This is a genomic window from Gilliamella sp. LMG 34362 (assembly GCF_984569125.1).
Genome location: NZ_OZ474902.1, coordinates 2,018,970 through 2,038,611, shown reverse-complemented (window position 1 = coordinate 2,038,611; position 19,642 = coordinate 2,018,970). Strand labels below are relative to the sequence as shown.

The window sequence follows — 19,642 nt, the reverse complement described above, 5'->3', positions numbered from 1 at the left end:
CATTATTGTTCAAATGGCAGCTATTTAGTCAAAAATTAGCTACCAAATTTTTATTCTCTTAAATTTAAATTTACAACTCCCTGTTTTCTTCCAGATTCTCTTCGTTATCCAAATTTAAGATAAATTTTCCTTATTCTATTTACAATTTTCCTTATCAATACGGAAAAAGTTGGTTAGTAATTATTTATTTTTCCTTTTATACTAAATTTGAATCATCAATAAACATAGGTAATTGATTATGAATAATAAAGGTTTACCAAAAGATTTTTTATGGGGCGGTGCTGTTGCTGCTCACCAATTGGAAGGTGCTTGGCAAGTTGGCGGCAAAGGTATGAGTGTTGCTGATGTGATGACAGTCGGATCGCCGAAAAGTTATCGCAAAATCACTGAAGGTATTATTCCTGGTGAGTATTATCCTAATCACGAAGCTATCGATTTTTATCATCATTATAAAGATGATATTAAGTTATTTGCTGAAATGGGGTTTAAGTGTTTTCGAACTTCAATTGCTTGGACGCGAATTTTTCCAAAAGGTGATGAGCTTGAACCAAATGAAGAAGGTTTAAAGTTTTACGATGATTTGTTTGATGAATGTTTAAAATATAACATTGAACCTGTGGTCACTCTTTCTCATTTCGAATTACCTTATTATTTAGTAACCGAATATGGTGGTTTTCGTAATCGTAAATTAATCGATTTCTTTGTTCGCTTTGCCGAAGTCTGTTTTGATCGTTATAAAAATAAAGTCAAATATTGGATGACCTTTAATGAAATTAATAACCAAGCTAATTTTGACGAAGATTTTGCTCCTTTCACTAATTCTGGTATCTATTATAAAGAAGGTGATAATCGTGAAGAGATCATGTATCAAGCCGCTCATTATGAATTAGTTGCCAGTGCAAAAGCAGTTCAAATTGGTCATGCGATTAACCCTGATTTTCAAATTGGATGCATGATTGCACTAGTGCCAATCTATCCTGAAACTTGCAAACCAAGCGACATCCTAATGGCACAAAAAGTTATGGAACGTAAATACTTCTTTACTGATGTTCATGTGCATGGCAAATACCCAAATTACATTAAAAAATATTGGCAACGTAAAAATATCAAGTTAGATATTACTTCGCAAGATTTAGAAGAGTTAACGAGAGGAACCGTAGACTATATTGGCTTTAGTTATTACATGTCCAATGTTGTTAGGCACAATCAAGGCAATGATCATTATGATTATAATGAAAAAACTGATTTAGTTGGTAATCAATATGTTAAAAAATCAGATTGGGGTTGGCAAATTGATCCAGAAGGCTTACGTTATACCTTAAATTGGCTAACTGACACCTATCAATTACCGCTATTCATTGTGGAAAATGGTTTTGGTGCTTATGACAAAGTTGAGTCTGATGGTAGCGTTCATGATAATTATCGAATTGAATATCTACGTGAACATATAAAACAAATGAAGTTAGCCGTTATTGAAGATGGCGTTGACTTGATGGGGTATACACCATGGGGTTGTATTGATCTCGTTTCTGCTGGTACTGGTGAAATGGAAAAACGTTACGGTTTTATCTATGTAGATAAAGATAATAAAGGCAATGGTACCTTAAAACGTAGTCGTAAAGATTCTTTTGCTTGGTATAAAAAAGTCATTGAGTCGAATGGTGAAATTTTATAACGATTTAAATTCATTAGGAGAAATTATGAAAAAAGCGTTAATTATTTGTGCAGCAGGTATGTCATCATCACTAATGGCTAAAAAAGTTACTGAATTTTTTGCTAACCAAAATAAAGCTATTGAACTTGATGCGGTATCAGCAACTGAAGGTAGTAATAAGATTAAAAATAGTGATTTTTCACTGTTCTTAATTAGCCCTCAAACCATGATGATGTTTGATAAATTAAAAGCATTAGGTGATGAAGTAGGAAAACCAGTGGTGAGTATTCCTTTTCAGGCATATATCCCAATACCATCTGGTATTGAACAATTAGCTAAATTAGTCGAGGATAATATTAACTAATATTCAAGAAAATCTTTGTTCTACCGATCTTAATATGATGCGATTTTTTTATGAATGATCGCATCATAAATGGCTTAAGTTTCACATTGCCATTTTAGTAACTTAACCCTTTGGATAAATTTCATTAATAGTTAAGGTGTAGTAGATAATGATAAAACAAAAACAACGAGAACTAATTAGTTTACTTGTTCGTTCTAAAAATGAATATAAAAGTAGTCAAGAACTAGCTACGCAATTATCGTTATCTGATCGTACCGTACGTACCTACCTTAAAGATTTAAAAACTATAGTTGAAAGTAATGGCGGTAATATAATAAGTAAACAAGGTTACGGTTTTCAATTACAAATTGAAGATCGAAATGCATTTAATTTATTTTTAATTGAACACCATTTATTAGATAAAAATGTTGAACAATTTCAATGTCGAGAAGCGAGTGAACGAAAACATTATATTTTGAATTTATTGTTATTAGAGAGTCAAAAAATTGATGTTGAAGCATTATCAGAACAACTATTTATCAGCTCATCTCAATTAAATAAAGATATTACCGAAATTAAATCTCAATTACTTCCTTATGAACTAACGATTAAAAAAAATCATTCACTAGTTTTTGTTGATGGTGAAGAAAAAGCTAAACGTCATTTTATAATGAGCTATTTTTTTCATGAGGATTCAATTAATTTTCTACACCATTTGTCCTATTTTAATCAAGCTTGTGAAACCATTAGTTTTGATTCATTAACTATTATTATTTTAGATGAATGTCGTGAGGCAAATATTAAATTATCAGATGTGATGATACAAAATATTGTCTTGCATTTATCATTAAGTATTAAGCGTTTACAATCGGGACTTTCGATTCAAAATCTTGATTTGCCTGTTTCAACAAATTCATCACTTGAATATCAAGTTGCCGAGCGAATTATCGCTCGCATTGAATCGATTATTGGTTTTCATTTTCCTAAAGAAGAACAGATGTACCTTACTTTACATTTGATGAGTAAATCTAATTTAATTCAAGATGATCTGGATGATGATTTAGGTTCGTCACTAACAAATTTGCTATTAAAGATCCAACAAGAAACAGGCTATCCTTTTTTGCATGATGAACAATTAAAAAATGGATTAATCCAACATTTAAAACCAATGTTAGTACGTTTACAACAGAATATTAAATTAGATAATCCATTAATAGATGAAATTAAACACCAATACTGTGAGGTTTTTGGGTTAGTTAAGCGTTATTTCAATCAATTACCCAATTTACAACAATATGAAGTGAATGATGATGAATGGGGATATTTAGCACTGCACTTTTTAGCATCACTTGAAAAACTAAAAAATGAACAGAAAGCCAAAGTGTTAATTATCTGTGCAACCGGTCTCGGTAGTGCTCAATTACTTAAAAATCGAGTGGAAAATGAATTTGATGAAAGAGTGAAAATTGTGGCAACGCGAGGTTATTATGAAATTGATCCCGAAATGTTAAATGACATCGATTTTATTATTTCTTCGGTCGATTTATCGTCAAAAATATTTAAAGTACCGGTATTTCATGTTTCAGTATTTTTTTGTGAAGAAGACGTTCAAGCGATTCGTCGTTATCTTTCCCATAGACAAAAACCTAATTCATTGCCAAAAAATTCATTTGTGACAACGTTTGATGATAAACAGCAAAATCATTCACATTATATTAGCCAAATCTTTGATGATATTGCCGCAGATTATTTTTATTTGTGCTCAAACAAACCATCTAAACAAGCTGTATTGGATCATTTGCTTGATCTCTTATCTATTAATGAGGCAAAAAGCTTTAAACGAGAAATGCAAAAGCAAATGGAAAAACGGATGGTTATTGGTGAGATACTTTTTAGTCCAACCATTGTGGTTCCTCATCCAGCCATTCCAGTAGGTAAAATAGCTAAAATAGCGACTGCCATTATTCCAGAAGGACTTTGTTGGGATGAAAACTACCCAGATGTAAAGTTCGTTTTTATGATTTCACCGTCAATTTATCAAAATTCTCATTTAGCAATGATGACTAAAGCAATTGTCAATTTAATCGATGATTCGGTCATGCAACAAGCCATGTTAAAAATTGCAAATTTTAACCAGTTTAAATCACTTTTTATCCAACTTATTGAAAAAGGAGCGTAACAATGAATGACCAAATGAGCTCAGAGGATATTCAAATTACCGCATTTAATATTATTTTACACAGTGGTAATGCCAAAACCAAAATTCATGCTGCTTTCAAAGCAATGAGAAACGCCGAATTTGATACAGCAAATCAGCTGTTAGAAGAGGCCAATGAGGAAATATTAGAAGCACATAAATCGCAAACCGATCTTCTACAATCTTATGCTAATGGTTGTAAAATTGAGATGGAAATTATCATGGTGCATGCTCAGGATCATCTAATGACTACAATGACGTTGCGCGAAGTTGCCATTGAGATGTGTAATCTCTATCAAAAAACCTATAAGTTATCAAATCAATAAAGAGGTTAGCGATGAATACTCCACTAGAAAGCCAACTTAAAATGCATAAAAAAGTCAGTTTGACTAATCTTTATTTTAATCGCTTTTTAGCGGTTCGTTATGCGACAGCCTTCTTTCTATTTATTAACCTGTATTGGGCTGTCTTTCTGTTGGGTAGCTTATCAATTGCTATAGCACTACCACTGTTGCTTATCGTGATGGCTACATTAACCAGTTTTGAGCAAATTAAGCTTTATCGTAATCATAAAAATCATTTACGTTATGCTCGTTTATTGTACCGAACATTATTAATATCCATTATCGTGTTAATGGTTTTGATTTATACCCCATTGTTTCACTTTTTCTTTCCATTTCTAAAAAATTCACCGGAGGCGGTAAACATTATATTAGGCATTTTGGCAGCAAGTTTAGTTTTTACTATTTTTATATTAATAAAACTAAAAAAAATTGAGCGTAATGAGGATAAACATTTTAAAAGAATCCAAGCTTATCAAGAAATCATCAATTGAATGAGGAAAACAAAATGAATACCGGATTTGTGTTGTTACAAAAGTATCTAATGACTCCGATGGCAAAAATATCGCAGTTTAAGATTGTTCGAGCAGTAATGGCAGCTGGAATGGCGTCAGTACCTTTTTGTATAGTTGGATCGATGTTTTTGGTGTTTAATACTTTGCCGATGACATTTACTGGCTTAGAAACAGTATTTGAAAATACTATTTTCAAAGTAAGTGATCTTTATATGATAGCAAATACAGCAACAATGGGGATATTAGCACTCTATTTTAATATTGTTGTTGGTTATGAATTAACTAAAATTGAAGAAGAAGAAACTGGTTTAAAAGTAAATGCACTTAATGGTGCTATGTTATCGGTATTTGCTTTTGTTATGACTCTACCAGAATTGGTGATGCAAAGCGGTGCAATGGTTTTACTTAATGACCAAAGTGAATTAGTTTTTAATGGGTTACGTTTAAAACCATTTGTTTATCGCTTAGGTACATCTGGTATCTTTATTGCCATTGTTATGGCGATTATTGCAACACAGTTGTATTTCCTTTGTGTACGTCGTAATTGGGTGGTTAAAATGCCGGAAACCGTTCCATTAGGCGTATCTCGATCATTCACTGCATTAATTCCAACTTTTGTTATTGCTTTCACAATTCTTATTCTAAACGGAATTTTGGTGTATTTTGGTACGGATATATTTGATATTATCGGTGTTCCATTTACCTTTGTAACCAATTTAACTAAAAGTTGGCTTGGTATAATGGTGATTCTATTTTTAATCCATGCGCTTTGGGTTGTTGGTATTCACGGTGCTAGTATAATTGGGGCATTCATTACGCCTATAATGCTTAGTAATATGAATGAAAACGTTGGCGGCGCACATATTCCATTTGCTGGTGAGTTCAATAATTCATTGGTAATTTTAGGCGGTTCAGGTTCAACGTTACTTATGACTTTCTTTATTGCTTTTTGTGCTAAATCGAGTCAATTAAAAATTTTGGGTCGAGCTTCAGCTGTCCCGGCAATTTTTAATATCAATGAGCCAATTATTTTCGGTATGCCGATAGTATATAACCCATATCTTGCCTTACCGTTTTTATTAGCACCAATGGCATGTGGTACTTTAGGTTATTTTGCGATTAGTAGTGGGTTTATGAATCCAATTATTGCATTAATACCATGGCCATCACCAATGGGATTAGGGGCGTTTATTGGTACTGGTGGGGACTATCGAGCTATGTTTGTTGCGATACTTTCAGCAATTTTAGCGTTAGTAATTTACCTACCTTTTGTCAAAATGTACGACAACAAGCTTTATAAAGAAGAACAAGCTAAATCAGACAATCAATAGCTTAATTTATTACTTTACAGATTAACGCACGGAATTAACTCAATTTCGTGCTTTTTTGCTTTGTAATATACTCAATTATAATCATCGCTAAACTAATATTAGTTTTTTTCATGGTTAATCTCTGAACGATACAGCCATTTTCTATGCTATATTTAAAATTCCTTTTGATCAAATAATGAATAAAAATCTGAATTTTTTTATCAATATTAGAATAGAAGGGAATAATTATTTTTTTAATAAGGAGATGTGAAATGTACTGTATCAAACACAAGTTAAGAAAGTATTGTTGCATTATCTTTCTTCTATCAATAAGTCAATATGTAGCGGCCATAGAAAATGTAAAACATAAGTTTGAAGCTGGTGCTGTGGCTTCTCCCGATTATTATGGCGCCATCGCCGCAGAAGAAATCTTAAAAAAGGGTGGTAATGCAGTTGATGCCGGTGTCGCTACTGCATTTGCTTTAGCTGTAACCTATCCAGAAGCGGGCAATATCGGTGGTGGCGGATTTATGACCATTTGGATGGAAGGAAAACCTTATTTTATCGATTATCGAGAGACAGCACCTAATCAAGCCTCTAAAGATATGTTTCTCGATAAACAGAAAAATGTAGTGGCTGATTTAAGCTTATATTCGCATAAAGCATCAGGTGTTCCAGGAACTGTAGCAGGAATGTGGGCGGTTCATCAGCGATTTGGCAAACTTAGTTGGCAAGAAGTGATAGCACCAGCTATTCGGTTTGCAAACCAAGGTTTTACGGTTGATAAACAGCTGATTATACGTTATCAGGAAGTACAGGATCTGGCACCGACCAATGGACATTTTAAACCGTACTTTGGTGCTATGCAGGAAGGAAAAATTTTCAAGCAACCTGAATTAGGTGCTGTGTTAACGCGTATCGCAAAGGACGGTGCTGATGAATTTTACCGAGGTAAAACAGCCCAATTAATTGTGCAAGAAATGGCAAAAAATGGTGGTTTAATCACACAAAATGATTTAGCTAACTATCAAGCTAAATGGCGAGACCCGATCATAGCCAATTGGCATGATATGCAAGTAGTAACGGCACCACCGCCAAGTTCAGGTGGCGTTGGGTTGATTCAATTATTATTAATGAAACAAAAATTAGCTGATGATTTCAAAGATGTTAAAGTAAACTCTGCTCAGTATGTTCACTTATTAGCAGAGATCGAAAAACGTGTTTTTGCTGACCGCGCTGAATACATGGGTGATCCTGATTTCGTTAGTGTACCCGTTGCTAAATTAGTTGATGATAGTTATTTAGCTAATCGGGCTAAATCTATTAATGCCAATGCGGTTTCAATTACTGAGCAAGTAAAACCTGGACTAGATAATAATCATGAAAAATTACAAACTACTCATTTTTCAGTTGTAGACAAATGGGGAAATGCTGTTTCTAATACTTATACTTTAAATGGTTGGTTTGGATCTGCTGTTGTTGTAGAAGGAACCGGTATTGTTTTAAACAACGAAATGGATGATTTTAGTAGTAAGCCTGGTATTGCCAATCAATTTGGTGTTGTAGGTAAAGATGCTAATGCGATAGAGCCAAATAAACGTCCACTATCATCTATGTCACCTAGTATCTTAGTTAAAGATAATGAAGTGGTTATGGTTATTGGTACCCCTGGTGGTTCGAGAATATTCACTTCTATTTTTCAAGTTGTAACAAATATTTTTGATAATAACATGACATTAAAATCGGCTATGGATGCGCCACGTTACCACCATCAATTATTACCAAATAATGTGATTTTTATCGAGCCTTTTCAGGCTGAAGTACCAATTGATCTAAAAAATCAACTTGAGAAAATGGGATATCAATTTGAAAAACAGGATTTCAGCGGTGATATTCAAGCGATTAGAATTATTAATAATAAACCTCAACCGGTATCTGATCCACGTGGCAGAGGAACGTCGATTATTGTTAAATAATCGAGTGAATATTCCTTAACAAAGGAATATAGAATATCCAATGTTAACTTTATTTTTAGCTAATAACTAAATAGTATAAAAAAACCCGTTTAATTAAACGGGTTTTTTGTCACTGTTATTTGATGATTATTCAGGAATAATATCAACAATAACTTTTGCAAAAGCTTCGCTGTGTACTTGGAATAACACTTCGTGTTCACCAGTAGTACGCAATACACCATTTGGTAAACGAACTTCGCTTTTTGATACTTGAATACCACGAGCTTTAACTGCATCAGCGATATCACGAGTACCAATTGAACCAAATAAACGACCTTCATCACCTGCTTTAGAAGTAATAGTTACTTTACCTAAAGCATTGATTTCAGCAACGCGTTGTTCAGCTGCTTTTAATGTTTCAGCTAATTTTGCTTCTAATTCAGCACGACGAGCTTCGAAGAATTCAATATTCTTTTTAGTTGCTGGTACTGCTTTACCTTGTGGAATCAAAAAGTTACGAGCGTAACCCGCTTTAACATTAACTTGATCACCTAAGCTGCCTAAATTAGCAACTTTATCGAGTAGAATAATTTGCATTATATGTTCCCTCTGTTGCTAATTACTGATGATTGTCAGTATATGGTAATAATGCCAAGTAACGAGCGCGTTTGATAGCGCGAGCTAGTTGACGTTGATATTTTGCGCTAGTACCAGTAATACGGCTTGGTACGATTTTACCACTTTCTGTGATATAGCTTTTTAATAAAGAAACATCTTTATAATCAATTTCTTTAACGCCTTCTGCTGTAAAACGGCAGAATTTGCGACGACGGAAGTAACGTGCCATTTGGCTATTCTCCTAATAGTTTAATTTGGTCAGCATGTAAAACTATTTGACTGGTTTTATCTCGTTTAGTATGTGTACTAATAAAGCCACTTACCAAAACTTTGCTGCCTTTTTTAATACTGTAACTTAACTCTTGTTGTCCACTGACAATAACGGGCATTATGCACCATGCTTGTCTTGAGAGTCCTGCTTCGATTTGTTCAGAAACATGTTCTAAATAAAACTGACAGTGTGATATCCCACTTGGACTCATTTTTTTAATCGGGGTTTTAGTAATCAATCCCGATAAAACTAAACGATTATTCTTCCGAATCATCGTCCATGTTTGCATCGCTAAAATCTTCTTCAGAACTACGACGTTCATCTTTAGCTTTTAGCATTGGTGATGTTTCAGTTACAGAATGTTTGGTACGCATAATTAAACTGCGAATTACTGCATCATTGAAACGGAAGTTATCTTCAAGTTCATTTACTGCTTCTTGAGTAGCTTCAACATTCATTAACACATAATGTGCTTTATGCAATTTTTCGATAGGATATGCTAATTGACGACGACCCCAATCTTCTAAACGATGGATTTTGCCACCATCAGTGGTTAACGTACCAGTATAACGTTCGATCATACCAGGTACTTGTTCACTTTGATCTGGGTGAACCATAAATACAATTTCGTAATGACGCATTATCGCTCCCTACGGATTAATCAGCTTTCTGTCGGGGCAACCGCAACCCATTGAAAGCAAGGAACATGAAAATTAAGCGGTTGAAATCGACGGGGCATTATATATCAAAATAATTACTTTAACAAATGAATAAATAATAAAAATAATCCGTTAATCATAACTAAAAATCGATTATAAATAGAATAAAAAAAACTTTTCGACAAAGTTTTTACTAGAACAAGTGAATTAGGTGTAAAAATGTAACGATATCTATACATCTTTGTTATCAAAATATGTTATTCTTTATAAGATAAAAGTTTAATGTTAATAGCTATTTTTAAAGGAGTGCTTATATGGCTGAAGAAACCATTTTTAGTAAAATAATTCGCCGTGAAATTCCTGCTGATATTGTTTTTCAAGATGATCAGGTCACTGCTTTTCGGGATATTTCTCCTCAAGCCCCTACACATATTTTAATTATTCCCAATAAATTGATCCCAACCGTAAATCATATTGCAGAGTCTGATGAAGCTCTGCTTGGTCATATGATGGTTGTTGCGGCTAAAATTGCTAAGCAAGAAGAGATTGATGAAAGTGGTTATCGTTTAATAATGAATTGTAATAAAGATGCAGGACAAGAAGTCTTTCATATTCACATGCATTTATTAGGTGGTAAAAATTTAGGGCGATTAATAGGTTAGCTTATATGAAACAGTTTAAACGTATCATTGGAATGGGCATGCTTGCTTTTAGTTTAGCTGGATGTCAACTTCTTGGTTATAATCAAAAAACTGAAGTCAATCCGCCAGTAGAAATCCCCGATAACACTGGGGTGGTAGATACTCCGCCACAGATAGTTAAAACAACTGATTGGAATGATATATTATCTCCAGTTGTAAATAAAATATTGCAATCTTCATCAGCAATTGAAGGTAATAAAGTGTTGTTAATTAGTGATATCCAAAATCGTAGTGGTGATTATTTAGCAACAAATCAGATTGATACAACGTTACATAATATACTGAATAAGCAAAGTATTTTCTCTGTGGCAGATAGACAATCGATCAGTCAAGCTAAACAAGCGTTAGGTATTTCTGTTGATGATAAACTTGTTTCTCGCAGTAAAATGATCGGTTTGGCAAAGTCAATAAATGCTGGGTATGTGCTTTTTACCACACTTTATAAGTTACCAGCCGAAAATGAAGATTCCAACCTTTCTATGGAATTACTTTCAACCCAAACGGGTGAAATTTTACAACGTGTGACAACAAAGGATATCCAATCCCAAAATTCTGTTAATCATGCTCAAGGAGCTGCTGAATAATGGGGCCTTTATTGATCGATGTGCCGAGTACATCATTAACCAATGATGATATAGCGCTTTTAAAAAATCCAATGGTAGCAGGGATTATTTTATTTAGTCGTAATTATCAGTCTCCTGAGCAATTGACTGATTTGATAAAGCAAATTCGTTCAGTAACATCAGAACGTTTATTAATTTCTGTTGATCATGAAGGTGGTCGAGTTCAACGTTTCAAGCAAGGCTTTACTCTAATTCCTCCTGCGCAATCTTTTGCTTTGCTTAATGATTTAGAAAAAGCGAAATCATTAGCATTTGACGCGGGTTGGTTACTAGCGATGGAATTGATTGCCTACGACATTGATTTAAGTTATGCACCTGTACTTGATTTAGGTCATGATTGTTTAGCCATTGGAAGTCGATCATTTCATCATGATAGTTATATTGCTTATCAAATTGCATCGTCAATGATTGATGGTATGCATTCGGCAGGCATGAAAACAACTGGTAAACATTTTCCTGGCCATGGCCATGTTATTGCTGATTCTCATAAAGAAACACCAATCGATTATCGTTCGAAAGAACTCATTGAAAATGATATGCAGATTTTTGCCAAATTAATCGCTGAAAAGAAACTCGATGCAATTATGCCTGCTCATGTTATTTATCCTGAATTTAATGATAAACCAGCTAGCGGGTCAGTGTTTTGGCTAAAAACAGTGTTACGTGAAAAGTTACATTTTGATGGTGTTATATTTTCTGATGATTTATCGATGGAAGGAGCTTCTGTTTTGGGGGATCACGCTGAACGAGCTAAAGCAGCGCTTAATGCTGGTTGTGATTTATTATTGGCTTGTAATAATCGAAATGGCACATTAGCTATTTTAGATGCATTAACTCGTTTAAATGAAAAACAGCCATTATTAACCGATAAAGCAAAACTACTATTAACTAATACCAAAGTAAATTATGCCGATTTGATAAAGAGTTATGATTGGCAGAATCGTCATCAAAATTTAATGAAGTTGAATGAAAAGTGGGAGCATTATAATGCAAGCAGCCATCATTAAAATCGACAATAATACACATTTAGTTGCTTATAATGATGCAGCAAAAGCATTATTTTCTAGTAATTTATTAAGTTTAGATCAGCCATTTGATTATCGAAATGCATTTAGTTTGGATGCAACATTTGATTTATCTGAACATGACGATACGATTATTGTATTAAACTCGCAGTATTTTTTATTGCAGAAAATTAATGAATCATCCCTTATTACCTTTGTTTTGCAACCAGTTGAATATCTAAAAAAACGGTTATCAAAAATTAATGTTGTTGGACGTCATGCTTTTGATATTTTTGCTGTTAAAAGCCAATCAATGCAAAAATTAATTGCTCAAGCTAAAGCTTTTTCAATGCAAAGGGAGCCACTATTGATTACCGGTGAAACTGGCACAGGTAAAGATTTGTTGGCTAGTGCATGTCATCAATATAGCCCTAGGGGGGATCAAACTTTTTTAGGTCTCAATTGTGCCGCTATGCCTGATGATGTTGTTGAAAGTGAGCTTTATGGCCATGCCGCAGGGGCTTATCCAGGAGCACTTGAAAGCAAAAAAGGTTTTTTTGAACAGGCTAATGGTGGTTCTGTATTACTTGATGGCATCGATGAAATGTCATTCCAAATGCAAACCAAATTATTGCGTTTTATTAACGATGGCTTTTTTAGACGAGTCGGCGATGATAACGAAGTTTATGTAGATGTTAGAATCATCTGTGCCACTAAAGTTGATTTAGCTGAATTGGTGGAACAAGGAAAGTTTAGGAAAGATCTTTATTATCGCTTGAATGTGTTGTCCTTAAATTTACCTTCACTACAAGAACGTCAGGAAGATATTGCACCGCTCACACAAATTTTTATTGATGAATTTGCTAATAAGCAGGGAATTACACCGCCAACAGTTAATCAAGATGTTATTCCTTATTTAGCTCAATACTCATGGCCAGGTAATGTAAGACAGCTTAAAAATGTACTTTATTCAGCATTGGCTCAGTTAACATCTTCACAATTGACGGTAAAAGACATTGTTTTACCAGCAATAACTTCAACTCAGATCTCATTGATTAGGGATATTGACAATAAAACGCTAGATGAAATGACTAAAAACTATGAAAAAGAAGTCCTAAAAAGTCTCTATGTCAAATATCCAAGCTCAAGAAAACTTGCCAAAAGACTAGGAGTATCCCACACCGCAATTGCGAATAAACTTCGGGATTATGGGATAGGGCGGTAAATTGACGAATTTATCAGAAAATCCCATGAAGATTTTAATTACTGGTGGTGCTGGTTTTATAGGTTCTGCTGTTGTTCGATTTATTATCAAAAATAGCCCTCATTATGTTATTAATATTGATAAATTGACTTATGCCGCAAATCTCAAAGGGCTCGAAAGTGTTTCTTACAGTGAGAAATATATCTTTGAAAAAGTTGATATTTGTAATCGGCAACAATTAGAGCATGTTTTTGAGCTATATCAACCTCATGCAGTGATCCACTTAGCAGCTGAAAGTCATGTAGATCGCTCGATAGATAATCCATTTACATTTATAGAAAATAATATTATTGGAACTTTTACATTACTTGAGGCTACTCGAAACTATTTAAATTACACATCTAAAAAAACGAAAGAGAATTTTCGTTTTATTCATGTTTCAACCGATGAGGTATATGGTGAATTAAAAAGTAAAGAATCCTCGTTTAATGAATCTTCATGTTATTCACCAGATAGTTCTTATTCGACATCAAAAGTATTTCAAGTGAATATTTGATTTTTGCATCCACGTATTGGAACTTAAACGATTGTAACCCTTCATTCAAATAATTATCGACTTCATCAACCTCTCGAGCAATTAATTCTAGCAACTAATACTAATATTTTAGAAAATAAATTAATTAAAATTCATGTAAAAGATATTACTCAGACATTATATTTTATTTTAAATAATGGTAAAATTGGCAAACATATAGGATTGGTGTCGGTAAATAGTGTACCAATCTTAATATAGTCCGAAACGTATGTTCTATACTTGATAAACTTAAATCAATACAAAAATGGTATTAAGTGTTACAAATAATTAATCTATTTTGTTATAAATAGCCCTACCCGTGATTACAGATACGCTATAGATTCATCTAAAATTCGACAATTAGGTTGGATGTCATTAGAAGGTTCTGATTCTGGATTGATAAAAACTATTGTACTTATTTTAGATGTAAAAATAAATAAAAACATAGTCTTATTAATAATACATTACTGAATCATAACTTATGAATAATAAAATAAAATTCAAAGATATTTCGGTTGTAGTTCAGGGGGCTATTTGTCCCGATATTACATACTTAACTTTGTTAAGTATCAGAAAATATTTACCTAATGCTAAGATTATATTATCAACTTGGCATGGAGCCAATATAGAAAAATTGGAATTTGATAAATTGATACTTAGTAAGGATCCAGGTGGGTTTCAACATTCTTATTATAGTGAAATAAAAGTTAATAATGTAAATAGACTAATTCTTTCAACTCTTAATGGAATTAAAGCTGTAGAAACTGAATACGTAATGAAGATTCGTTCTGATTTCTTGCTAACAGGTAATTCTTTTTTAAAATTTTTCGACCTATACGATTCTGTTGAGTCTGAATTTGCTTTATTTAAGCATAAGATTTTAGCATGTAGCTATTTTTCGCGTAGTCCAAATTGTGTTAACTTGGCTTATCATCCATCAGACATCGCTTTTTTTGGACATAGTTTAGATTTATTGAATTTATTTGATATTAATTTAATGAATAAATCAGATGAATTTTATATTCATCAAGATTTCGGTTGGATAAGGAAATATGCTCCTGAACAGTATATTTTTCTGAGTTGTTTAAAAAAAAATAATAAAAAAGTATCACTGAATAATCAGTTACCTATGACAAAAAAACAAATAACTCTTACCGAAAGATATTTTGCTTCCAATTTTATTTTTTTGGAGTGGCGTTTATTTAATTTGAAACCACCACGAAAATTTTATGATTATAGAAAATTTGATCAATTTTCTTGCATTACGTATATAGAGTGGAAAAAATTATATTATAAGTATGTAACTCATAAATCTTGTTATTTTATAGGGTGTGATATAGAAAGAATTAAGTTAAATTTAATTCTTGACTATTATAGTCTTTTGAGGTTTTTTGCAAAATTAATTACCATTTTTATTATAGGCAAAAGAAATAAAAATTTAAGAAAAAAAATTAGAAAGAAAATAACAAGAATTTAGCATCTTTTTTTGATAAAATACTTTTATCAAAATTTATCCATATTATAAAAACGAGAATAATATGTTAAACATTGTATTGCCTATGGCTGGTCGGGGAAGTAGGTTTGCAGATGCTGGATATTCTATTCCTAAACCCTTCATTCCTATTCATGATATTCCCATGATAAAAGTTGTTGTTGATAATTTATCACCATCATGTGAGCATCGTTTTATTTTTGTTTGTCAGCAACAACATATAGATCAATATAATTTAATACCGAAATTAAAATCATATGCTAAAAATGTTGAAATTATTGGTATTAATGGTATCACTGAAGGACAAGTATGTACTGCATTGCTGGCTAAGAAGTTTTTTAATAATGATGAACCTTTAATGAATGCCAATGCCGATCAATATATTGATTTTGATATTAATGAGTATTTAGAAATTATTTCTTCTAGAAATTTAGATGGAATGATTATGACAATGAAATCTCAAGATCCTAAATGGTCATATGCTAAAACGAATAGCGATGGTTTTGTTATTGAAACAGCGGAAAAGAAAGTGATATCAGATGATGCAACAGTCGGTATTTTTAACTTTTCAAAAGGGAAAGATTTAGTTCGAGCGGCAGAACAAATGATCCAAGATAATATCCGTGTTAATAATGAATTTTACACTTGTCCTTGTTATAACTACTTAATAAAAGAAGGCAAGAAAATAGGTATTTATGGGATTGGAGAGGAATATAATGGTATGTATGGATTAGGAATACCAACAGATTTAGAATTTTTTATAAATCATCCAATTTCTCAGAAGGTAAAGGTATGATTGTTCTTTCTCATAGAGGGTATTGGAAATTTAGCGATGAAAAAAATACCGTTGCTGCTTTTGAAAGAAGCTTTAACATGGGTTTTGGAACAGAAACAGATTTGAGAGATCATAATGGTGAAATCGTTATTGCACATGATATGCCTAATGGCAATGAAATAACTTTTGAAGAATTGTTAATCATTATGAATGGGAGAAATTTGCCGCTTGCCCTAAATATTAAAGCTGATGGTTTATCTAAAAACATTAAAAGTTTATTAGACAAATATAATCATACTAATTATTTTACATTTGATATGTCTATACCTGATATGGTTTGTCAAATAAAAAATAAACTCAAAGTTTATACCGGATTAAGTGATATTTTAACGCAGCCAGCTTTATTATCTGATTGTGAAGGGGTTTGGTTAGACTGTTTTAATTCTAATTGGTATGATTCATCAGTCATTGATAATCTTTTGGATCAAGGTAAAAAAGTTTGTTTAGTTTCAGCTGAATTACATAAAAGAGAAAATTTGAATCAGTGGTTTATTATTCAAAATAGTGAATTTTTGAATAGTGATAATTTAATGATTTGTACAGATTTTCCTGAGAAAGCAACGGAGTTTTTCAATGAAAATTAAAGCTGTTTTATTTGATATGGATGGAGTATTGATTGAAGCTAAAGATTGGCATTATGAAGCTCTTAATCGTGCTCTAAAATTATTCGGTTATGAAATAAGCAGATTTGAACATTTAACTAGTTATGATGGTTTACCCACTTCTATGAAATTAAAAAAATTAACTCTAGAAAAAGGTTTACCAACACAATTACATAGTTTTATAAATGAAATGAAACAACAATACACAGTTTCAATGATACAAAATCTATGCCGTCCTCGTTTTAATCATGAGTATGCTTTGTCAAAGTTAAAATCTGAAGGTTATAGACTTGCAGTTGGTTCAAACTCTATAAAAATGACTATAGAAATGATGATGAACTATGCAAAACTAACAGACTATTTCGAGTTCATGCTAAGTAATCAGGATGTAAAAAATGCAAAACCAGATCCTGAAATCTATCTTGCAGCAATGTCAAAAATGAATTTACAACCAAAAGATTGTTTGATTGTTGAAGACAATGAAAATGGTATCAAAGCAGCAATTGCTTCAGGAGCACATGTACTTGTTGTTAAAACTGTTGATGAAGTGAACTATGATAACATCAAAAATCGTATTTTAGAAATAGAAGAGGGGCTTAATTGATGCAAATCATTTTTTTAATGGGTGGGCAAAATTTTGAGAAAAATAGTGAAGAATACCCTCTTTATTTAACAGAAATCAGTGAAAAGTTAATAATTGAAAAACAAATTGATTACTGTCGAGGATTAAAACCTAGGAAGTTTTTGTTTTGTGTTAAAGATAATGATATACAAAATTTTCAAGTAGATTCGGTTATTAAACAATTAGTGCCTGATAGTGAAATTATTATTATAAATGATAGAACAATGGGCGCTGTTTGTACCGCTTTACTTAGTATAGAATTTATAAATAATGAAGAAGAGCTCATACTACTTGCGGTAGATGATTTTATTGAAGTATCAAGTGAGAATATTCTGCAATTTTTCAGGGAAAGTAACAGTGATGCTGGAGTTGTGTCTTTTAACTCTGTTCATCCGAGATATTCATTTGCAAAATTAGACGCTCAAAATTTGGTAATTGAAGTATCCGAAAAAAAACCTATCAGTAAAAATGCGCTTGTTTCATTTTATTATTATAAGAGAGGTTCTGATTTTGTTGAATCTGCTAAAAATGTAATTCGAAAAGATAATCTAATTAATGGTGCTTTTTACTTAAGTCAAACTTTAAATGAGATGATTTTGGAACAAAAAAAAGTTTCTATATATAAAATCAATAATGAGAAATTTCACCCATTAAAAACCGAAATACAACTAGCTCAATATATTTCTGAGTTGATGGATGTTAAGGACAGCAAATAATGAGAGTTGCAAAACTTGATGATATGTTTAAAGGTTGGTTTATTGGAAATTTTGAACCATCTCTTTGCAAAACTAATGATGTAGAGGTTGCAGTAAAAAAATATAATAAAGGTGATTATGAAGAGAGGCATTATCATAAAATCGCAACCGAATATACCTTAATTATTTCAGGTAGAGTGAAAATGAATAATAGAGAATATCAGGTTGGTGATATTATTATTATTGAACCAAATGAATCTACAGATTTTGAATGTTTGGAAGATAATACTATAAATGTCGTAGTAAAATTGCCAGGTGCAAACAATGATAAATATTTGAAATAATTCTTATGATTATTTAGCTAATAAATTATTAGGAGTATGATATGAAGAATAAAAAAATAGCTTTTATTTGCCCTACCCATACTCCGCATTTTGTTTTTGCGAAATCACTTATTTCTTCCTTTGTTAAGAATGGGTATTTGACTCAATGTGATTTATGGTTTGTTTTTACAAATGTTAATGAAGCAGATAATTTTGGGAATTATGATTATAAATTAATTCTTCCTTCCAATTTTTGTATATTTGACAGAAATGGAATAATAAATATAAAAAAAATTTGGGCCGTTAAATATTTGTATTCCTCATATCAATATCTAATAACTATAGATTCAGAAACTTTATTTACTCGAAATATTGATCTTTTAGACTTATGTAATAATTTTTTCGAAAACAAAATTTTACTTGGAAATAAAGTTTTACCGCAAGGCAAAGAGTTAACAGAAAAAATTAAAAAAAGTTGTAAAGAATTTTTTCCAAATGATTTTCAAGATAAGTTAGATTCAGAGTTCTATCTTTGGTTTAATCAACCTTGTATTTACAAAACAGCAAATATAGATAAATTCTTTGCAATAACTAGAATTTATGAAAAATTAACTTTAATTGATTGGTTCCAGTTTGATTATTATGTATATATGTATTTTTTGATACTATATGAACAGTTTTCAATAATTGATATGGAAATAGAATCAAGTTATGGTGTTTTAGAGTCAAGTGATGATTTAATCAATATAAAATCATGTAAATATAAGAAATTAAGAATAATGAATTGTACTCAAAAAAATTTTTATTTATTTGATAATTCGTGGTTATTTTTAATAATTCAAGTTGACAGAAAATAATATAAGTGTGTTTTTCAAGCTTCATAAAAATTATTCTTCGTTCTAACGAAAAATAATCATTCGTAACCTAAAATTTATTTTTAACTTTTTATTTTGAAAGTTAATTTAATTAGTATCATAAAATACAAAAATTTCATTCTTAAAGATTTTTTTAGTTCTTTTAGTCTCTTTACAATATGTAACCTTAAATTAAGGTTAGAAAATGATTTTATTTTAGTAAACGGTATGTTTTACCTAATAAGTAAAT

General features: G+C 31.8%; 22 protein-coding genes and 1 pseudogene. 19 read left to right on the top strand and 4 right to left on the bottom strand.

Annotated features, from left to right (window positions below; genetic code table 11):
• Window positions 1–238 precede the first annotated feature (238 nt).
• From AC5LWZ_RS09380 to ggt, 7 genes are all read left to right on the top strand, one after another.
• On the top strand, window positions 239–1,675 hold the full coding sequence (locus AC5LWZ_RS09380; protein WP_493463565.1) for a 6-phospho-beta-glucosidase: 1,437 nt from the start codon (window positions 239–241) through the stop codon (window positions 1,673–1,675).
• Between the two features lie 25 nt (window positions 1,676–1,700).
• Window positions 1,701–2,018: a PTS cellobiose transporter subunit IIB gene (locus tag AC5LWZ_RS09375; RefSeq protein ID WP_110448036.1), complete on the top strand. Its 318-nt coding sequence runs from the start codon at window positions 1,701–1,703 to the stop codon at window positions 2,016–2,018.
• Between the two features lie 148 nt (window positions 2,019–2,166).
• Complete coding sequence (locus AC5LWZ_RS09370) at window positions 2,167–4,176, top strand: BglG family transcription antiterminator (protein ID WP_493463564.1); 2,010 nt, start codon at window positions 2,167–2,169, stop codon at window positions 4,174–4,176.
• A 2-nt stretch (window positions 4,177–4,178) separates the two neighbouring features.
• A complete protein-coding gene (locus tag AC5LWZ_RS09365; RefSeq protein ID WP_086364133.1) occupies window positions 4,179–4,520 on the top strand; it encodes a PTS cellobiose transporter subunit IIA in 342 nt (113 codons plus the stop codon).
• A gap of 11 nt (window positions 4,521–4,531) precedes the next feature.
• Entirely contained in the window at window positions 4,532–5,029 is a 498-nt protein-coding gene (locus AC5LWZ_RS09360; protein WP_086364132.1) for a hypothetical protein, read from the top strand.
• Between the two features lie 14 nt (window positions 5,030–5,043).
• Window positions 5,044–6,381 (top strand): PTS cellobiose transporter subunit IIC, encoded by a 1,338-nt coding sequence (gene celB / locus AC5LWZ_RS09355; RefSeq protein ID WP_110447472.1) that lies wholly within the window; start codon window positions 5,044–5,046, stop codon window positions 6,379–6,381.
• Between the two features lie 251 nt (window positions 6,382–6,632).
• Complete coding sequence (gene ggt / locus AC5LWZ_RS09350) at window positions 6,633–8,336, top strand: gamma-glutamyltransferase (RefSeq protein ID WP_493463563.1); 1,704 nt, start codon at window positions 6,633–6,635, stop codon at window positions 8,334–8,336.
• A gap of 126 nt (window positions 8,337–8,462) precedes the next feature.
• Here the strand turns inward: ggt and rplI are convergent, their stop codons facing one another.
• The 4 genes from rplI to rpsF are packed head-to-tail and all read right to left on the bottom strand — an operon-like array spanning window position 8,463 to window position 9,845.
• Window positions 8,463–8,912, bottom strand: coding sequence for a 50S ribosomal protein L9 (gene rplI, locus AC5LWZ_RS09345; RefSeq protein ID WP_065579335.1), 450 nt, complete (start codon window positions 8,910–8,912; stop codon window positions 8,463–8,465).
• Between the two features lie 22 nt (window positions 8,913–8,934).
• Window positions 8,935–9,162, bottom strand: a complete 228-nt coding sequence (rpsR, locus tag AC5LWZ_RS09340; RefSeq protein WP_025314965.1) for a 30S ribosomal protein S18 — start codon at window positions 9,160–9,162, stop codon at window positions 8,935–8,937.
• A gap of 4 nt (window positions 9,163–9,166) precedes the next feature.
• Entirely contained in the window at window positions 9,167–9,493 is a 327-nt protein-coding gene (gene priB / locus AC5LWZ_RS09335; RefSeq protein WP_366940012.1) for a primosomal replication protein N, read from the bottom strand.
• Complete coding sequence (gene rpsF, locus AC5LWZ_RS09330) at window positions 9,462–9,845, bottom strand: 30S ribosomal protein S6 (protein WP_065579333.1); 384 nt, start codon at window positions 9,843–9,845, stop codon at window positions 9,462–9,464. The genes priB and rpsF overlap by 32 nt, the downstream gene beginning before the upstream one ends.
• Window positions 9,846–10,177: 332 nt before the next feature.
• Between rpsF and AC5LWZ_RS09325 the strand changes: the two genes are divergently transcribed.
• From AC5LWZ_RS09325 to AC5LWZ_RS09270, 12 genes and pseudogenes are all read left to right on the top strand, one after another.
• Window positions 10,178–10,525 carry an HIT domain-containing protein gene (locus tag AC5LWZ_RS09325; RefSeq protein WP_198247510.1) on the top strand — a complete coding sequence of 116 codons (348 nt, stop codon included), beginning with the start codon at window positions 10,178–10,180 and terminating at the stop codon, window positions 10,523–10,525.
• Between the two features lie 5 nt (window positions 10,526–10,530).
• On the top strand, window positions 10,531–11,148 hold the full coding sequence (locus tag AC5LWZ_RS09320; RefSeq protein ID WP_493463562.1) for a penicillin-binding protein activator LpoB: 618 nt from the start codon (window positions 10,531–10,533) through the stop codon (window positions 11,146–11,148).
• Window positions 11,148–12,194, top strand: a complete 1,047-nt coding sequence (gene nagZ, locus AC5LWZ_RS09315; protein WP_493463561.1) for a beta-N-acetylhexosaminidase — start codon at window positions 11,148–11,150, stop codon at window positions 12,192–12,194. The genes AC5LWZ_RS09320 and nagZ overlap by 1 nt, the downstream gene beginning before the upstream one ends.
• Before the next feature lie 352 nt (window positions 12,195–12,546).
• A pseudogene (locus AC5LWZ_RS09310) lies at window positions 12,547–13,416 on the top strand (sigma 54-interacting transcriptional regulator); the annotation flags it as partial.
• 25 nt (window positions 13,417–13,441) lie between these two features.
• Window positions 13,442–13,951 (top strand): GDP-mannose 4,6-dehydratase, encoded by a 510-nt coding sequence (locus tag AC5LWZ_RS09305; protein WP_493463560.1) that lies wholly within the window; start codon window positions 13,442–13,444, stop codon window positions 13,949–13,951.
• A 499-nt stretch (window positions 13,952–14,450) separates the two neighbouring features.
• Window positions 14,451–15,446, top strand: a complete 996-nt coding sequence (locus AC5LWZ_RS09300; protein WP_493463559.1) for a WavE lipopolysaccharide synthesis family protein — start codon at window positions 14,451–14,453, stop codon at window positions 15,444–15,446.
• Between the two features lie 61 nt (window positions 15,447–15,507).
• Window positions 15,508–16,257, top strand: a complete 750-nt coding sequence (locus tag AC5LWZ_RS09295) for a glycosyltransferase family 2 protein (RefSeq protein WP_493463558.1) — start codon at window positions 15,508–15,510, stop codon at window positions 16,255–16,257.
• Window positions 16,254–16,880 carry a PI-PLC domain-containing protein gene (locus AC5LWZ_RS09290; protein ID WP_493463557.1) on the top strand — a complete coding sequence of 209 codons (627 nt, stop codon included), beginning with the start codon at window positions 16,254–16,256 and terminating at the stop codon, window positions 16,878–16,880. Before AC5LWZ_RS09295 ends, AC5LWZ_RS09290 begins: the two co-directional genes overlap by 4 nt.
• A complete protein-coding gene (locus tag AC5LWZ_RS09285; RefSeq protein WP_493463556.1) occupies window positions 16,870–17,502 on the top strand; it encodes an HAD family hydrolase in 633 nt (210 codons plus the stop codon). The genes AC5LWZ_RS09290 and AC5LWZ_RS09285 overlap by 11 nt, the downstream gene beginning before the upstream one ends.
• Window positions 17,502–18,236 carry a glycosyltransferase family 2 protein gene (locus AC5LWZ_RS09280; protein ID WP_493463555.1) on the top strand — a complete coding sequence of 245 codons (735 nt, stop codon included), beginning with the start codon at window positions 17,502–17,504 and terminating at the stop codon, window positions 18,234–18,236. The genes AC5LWZ_RS09285 and AC5LWZ_RS09280 overlap by 1 nt, the downstream gene beginning before the upstream one ends.
• Window positions 18,236–18,559 (top strand): hypothetical protein, encoded by a 324-nt coding sequence (locus AC5LWZ_RS09275; RefSeq protein ID WP_493463554.1) that lies wholly within the window; start codon window positions 18,236–18,238, stop codon window positions 18,557–18,559. Before AC5LWZ_RS09280 ends, AC5LWZ_RS09275 begins: the two co-directional genes overlap by 1 nt.
• 41 nt (window positions 18,560–18,600) lie before the next feature.
• The gene (locus AC5LWZ_RS09270) at window positions 18,601–19,395 is read left to right on the top strand and encodes a hypothetical protein (RefSeq protein ID WP_493463553.1); all 795 of its coding nucleotides are present in this window, start codon (window positions 18,601–18,603) and stop codon (window positions 19,393–19,395) included.
• Window positions 19,396–19,642 lie beyond the last annotated feature (247 nt).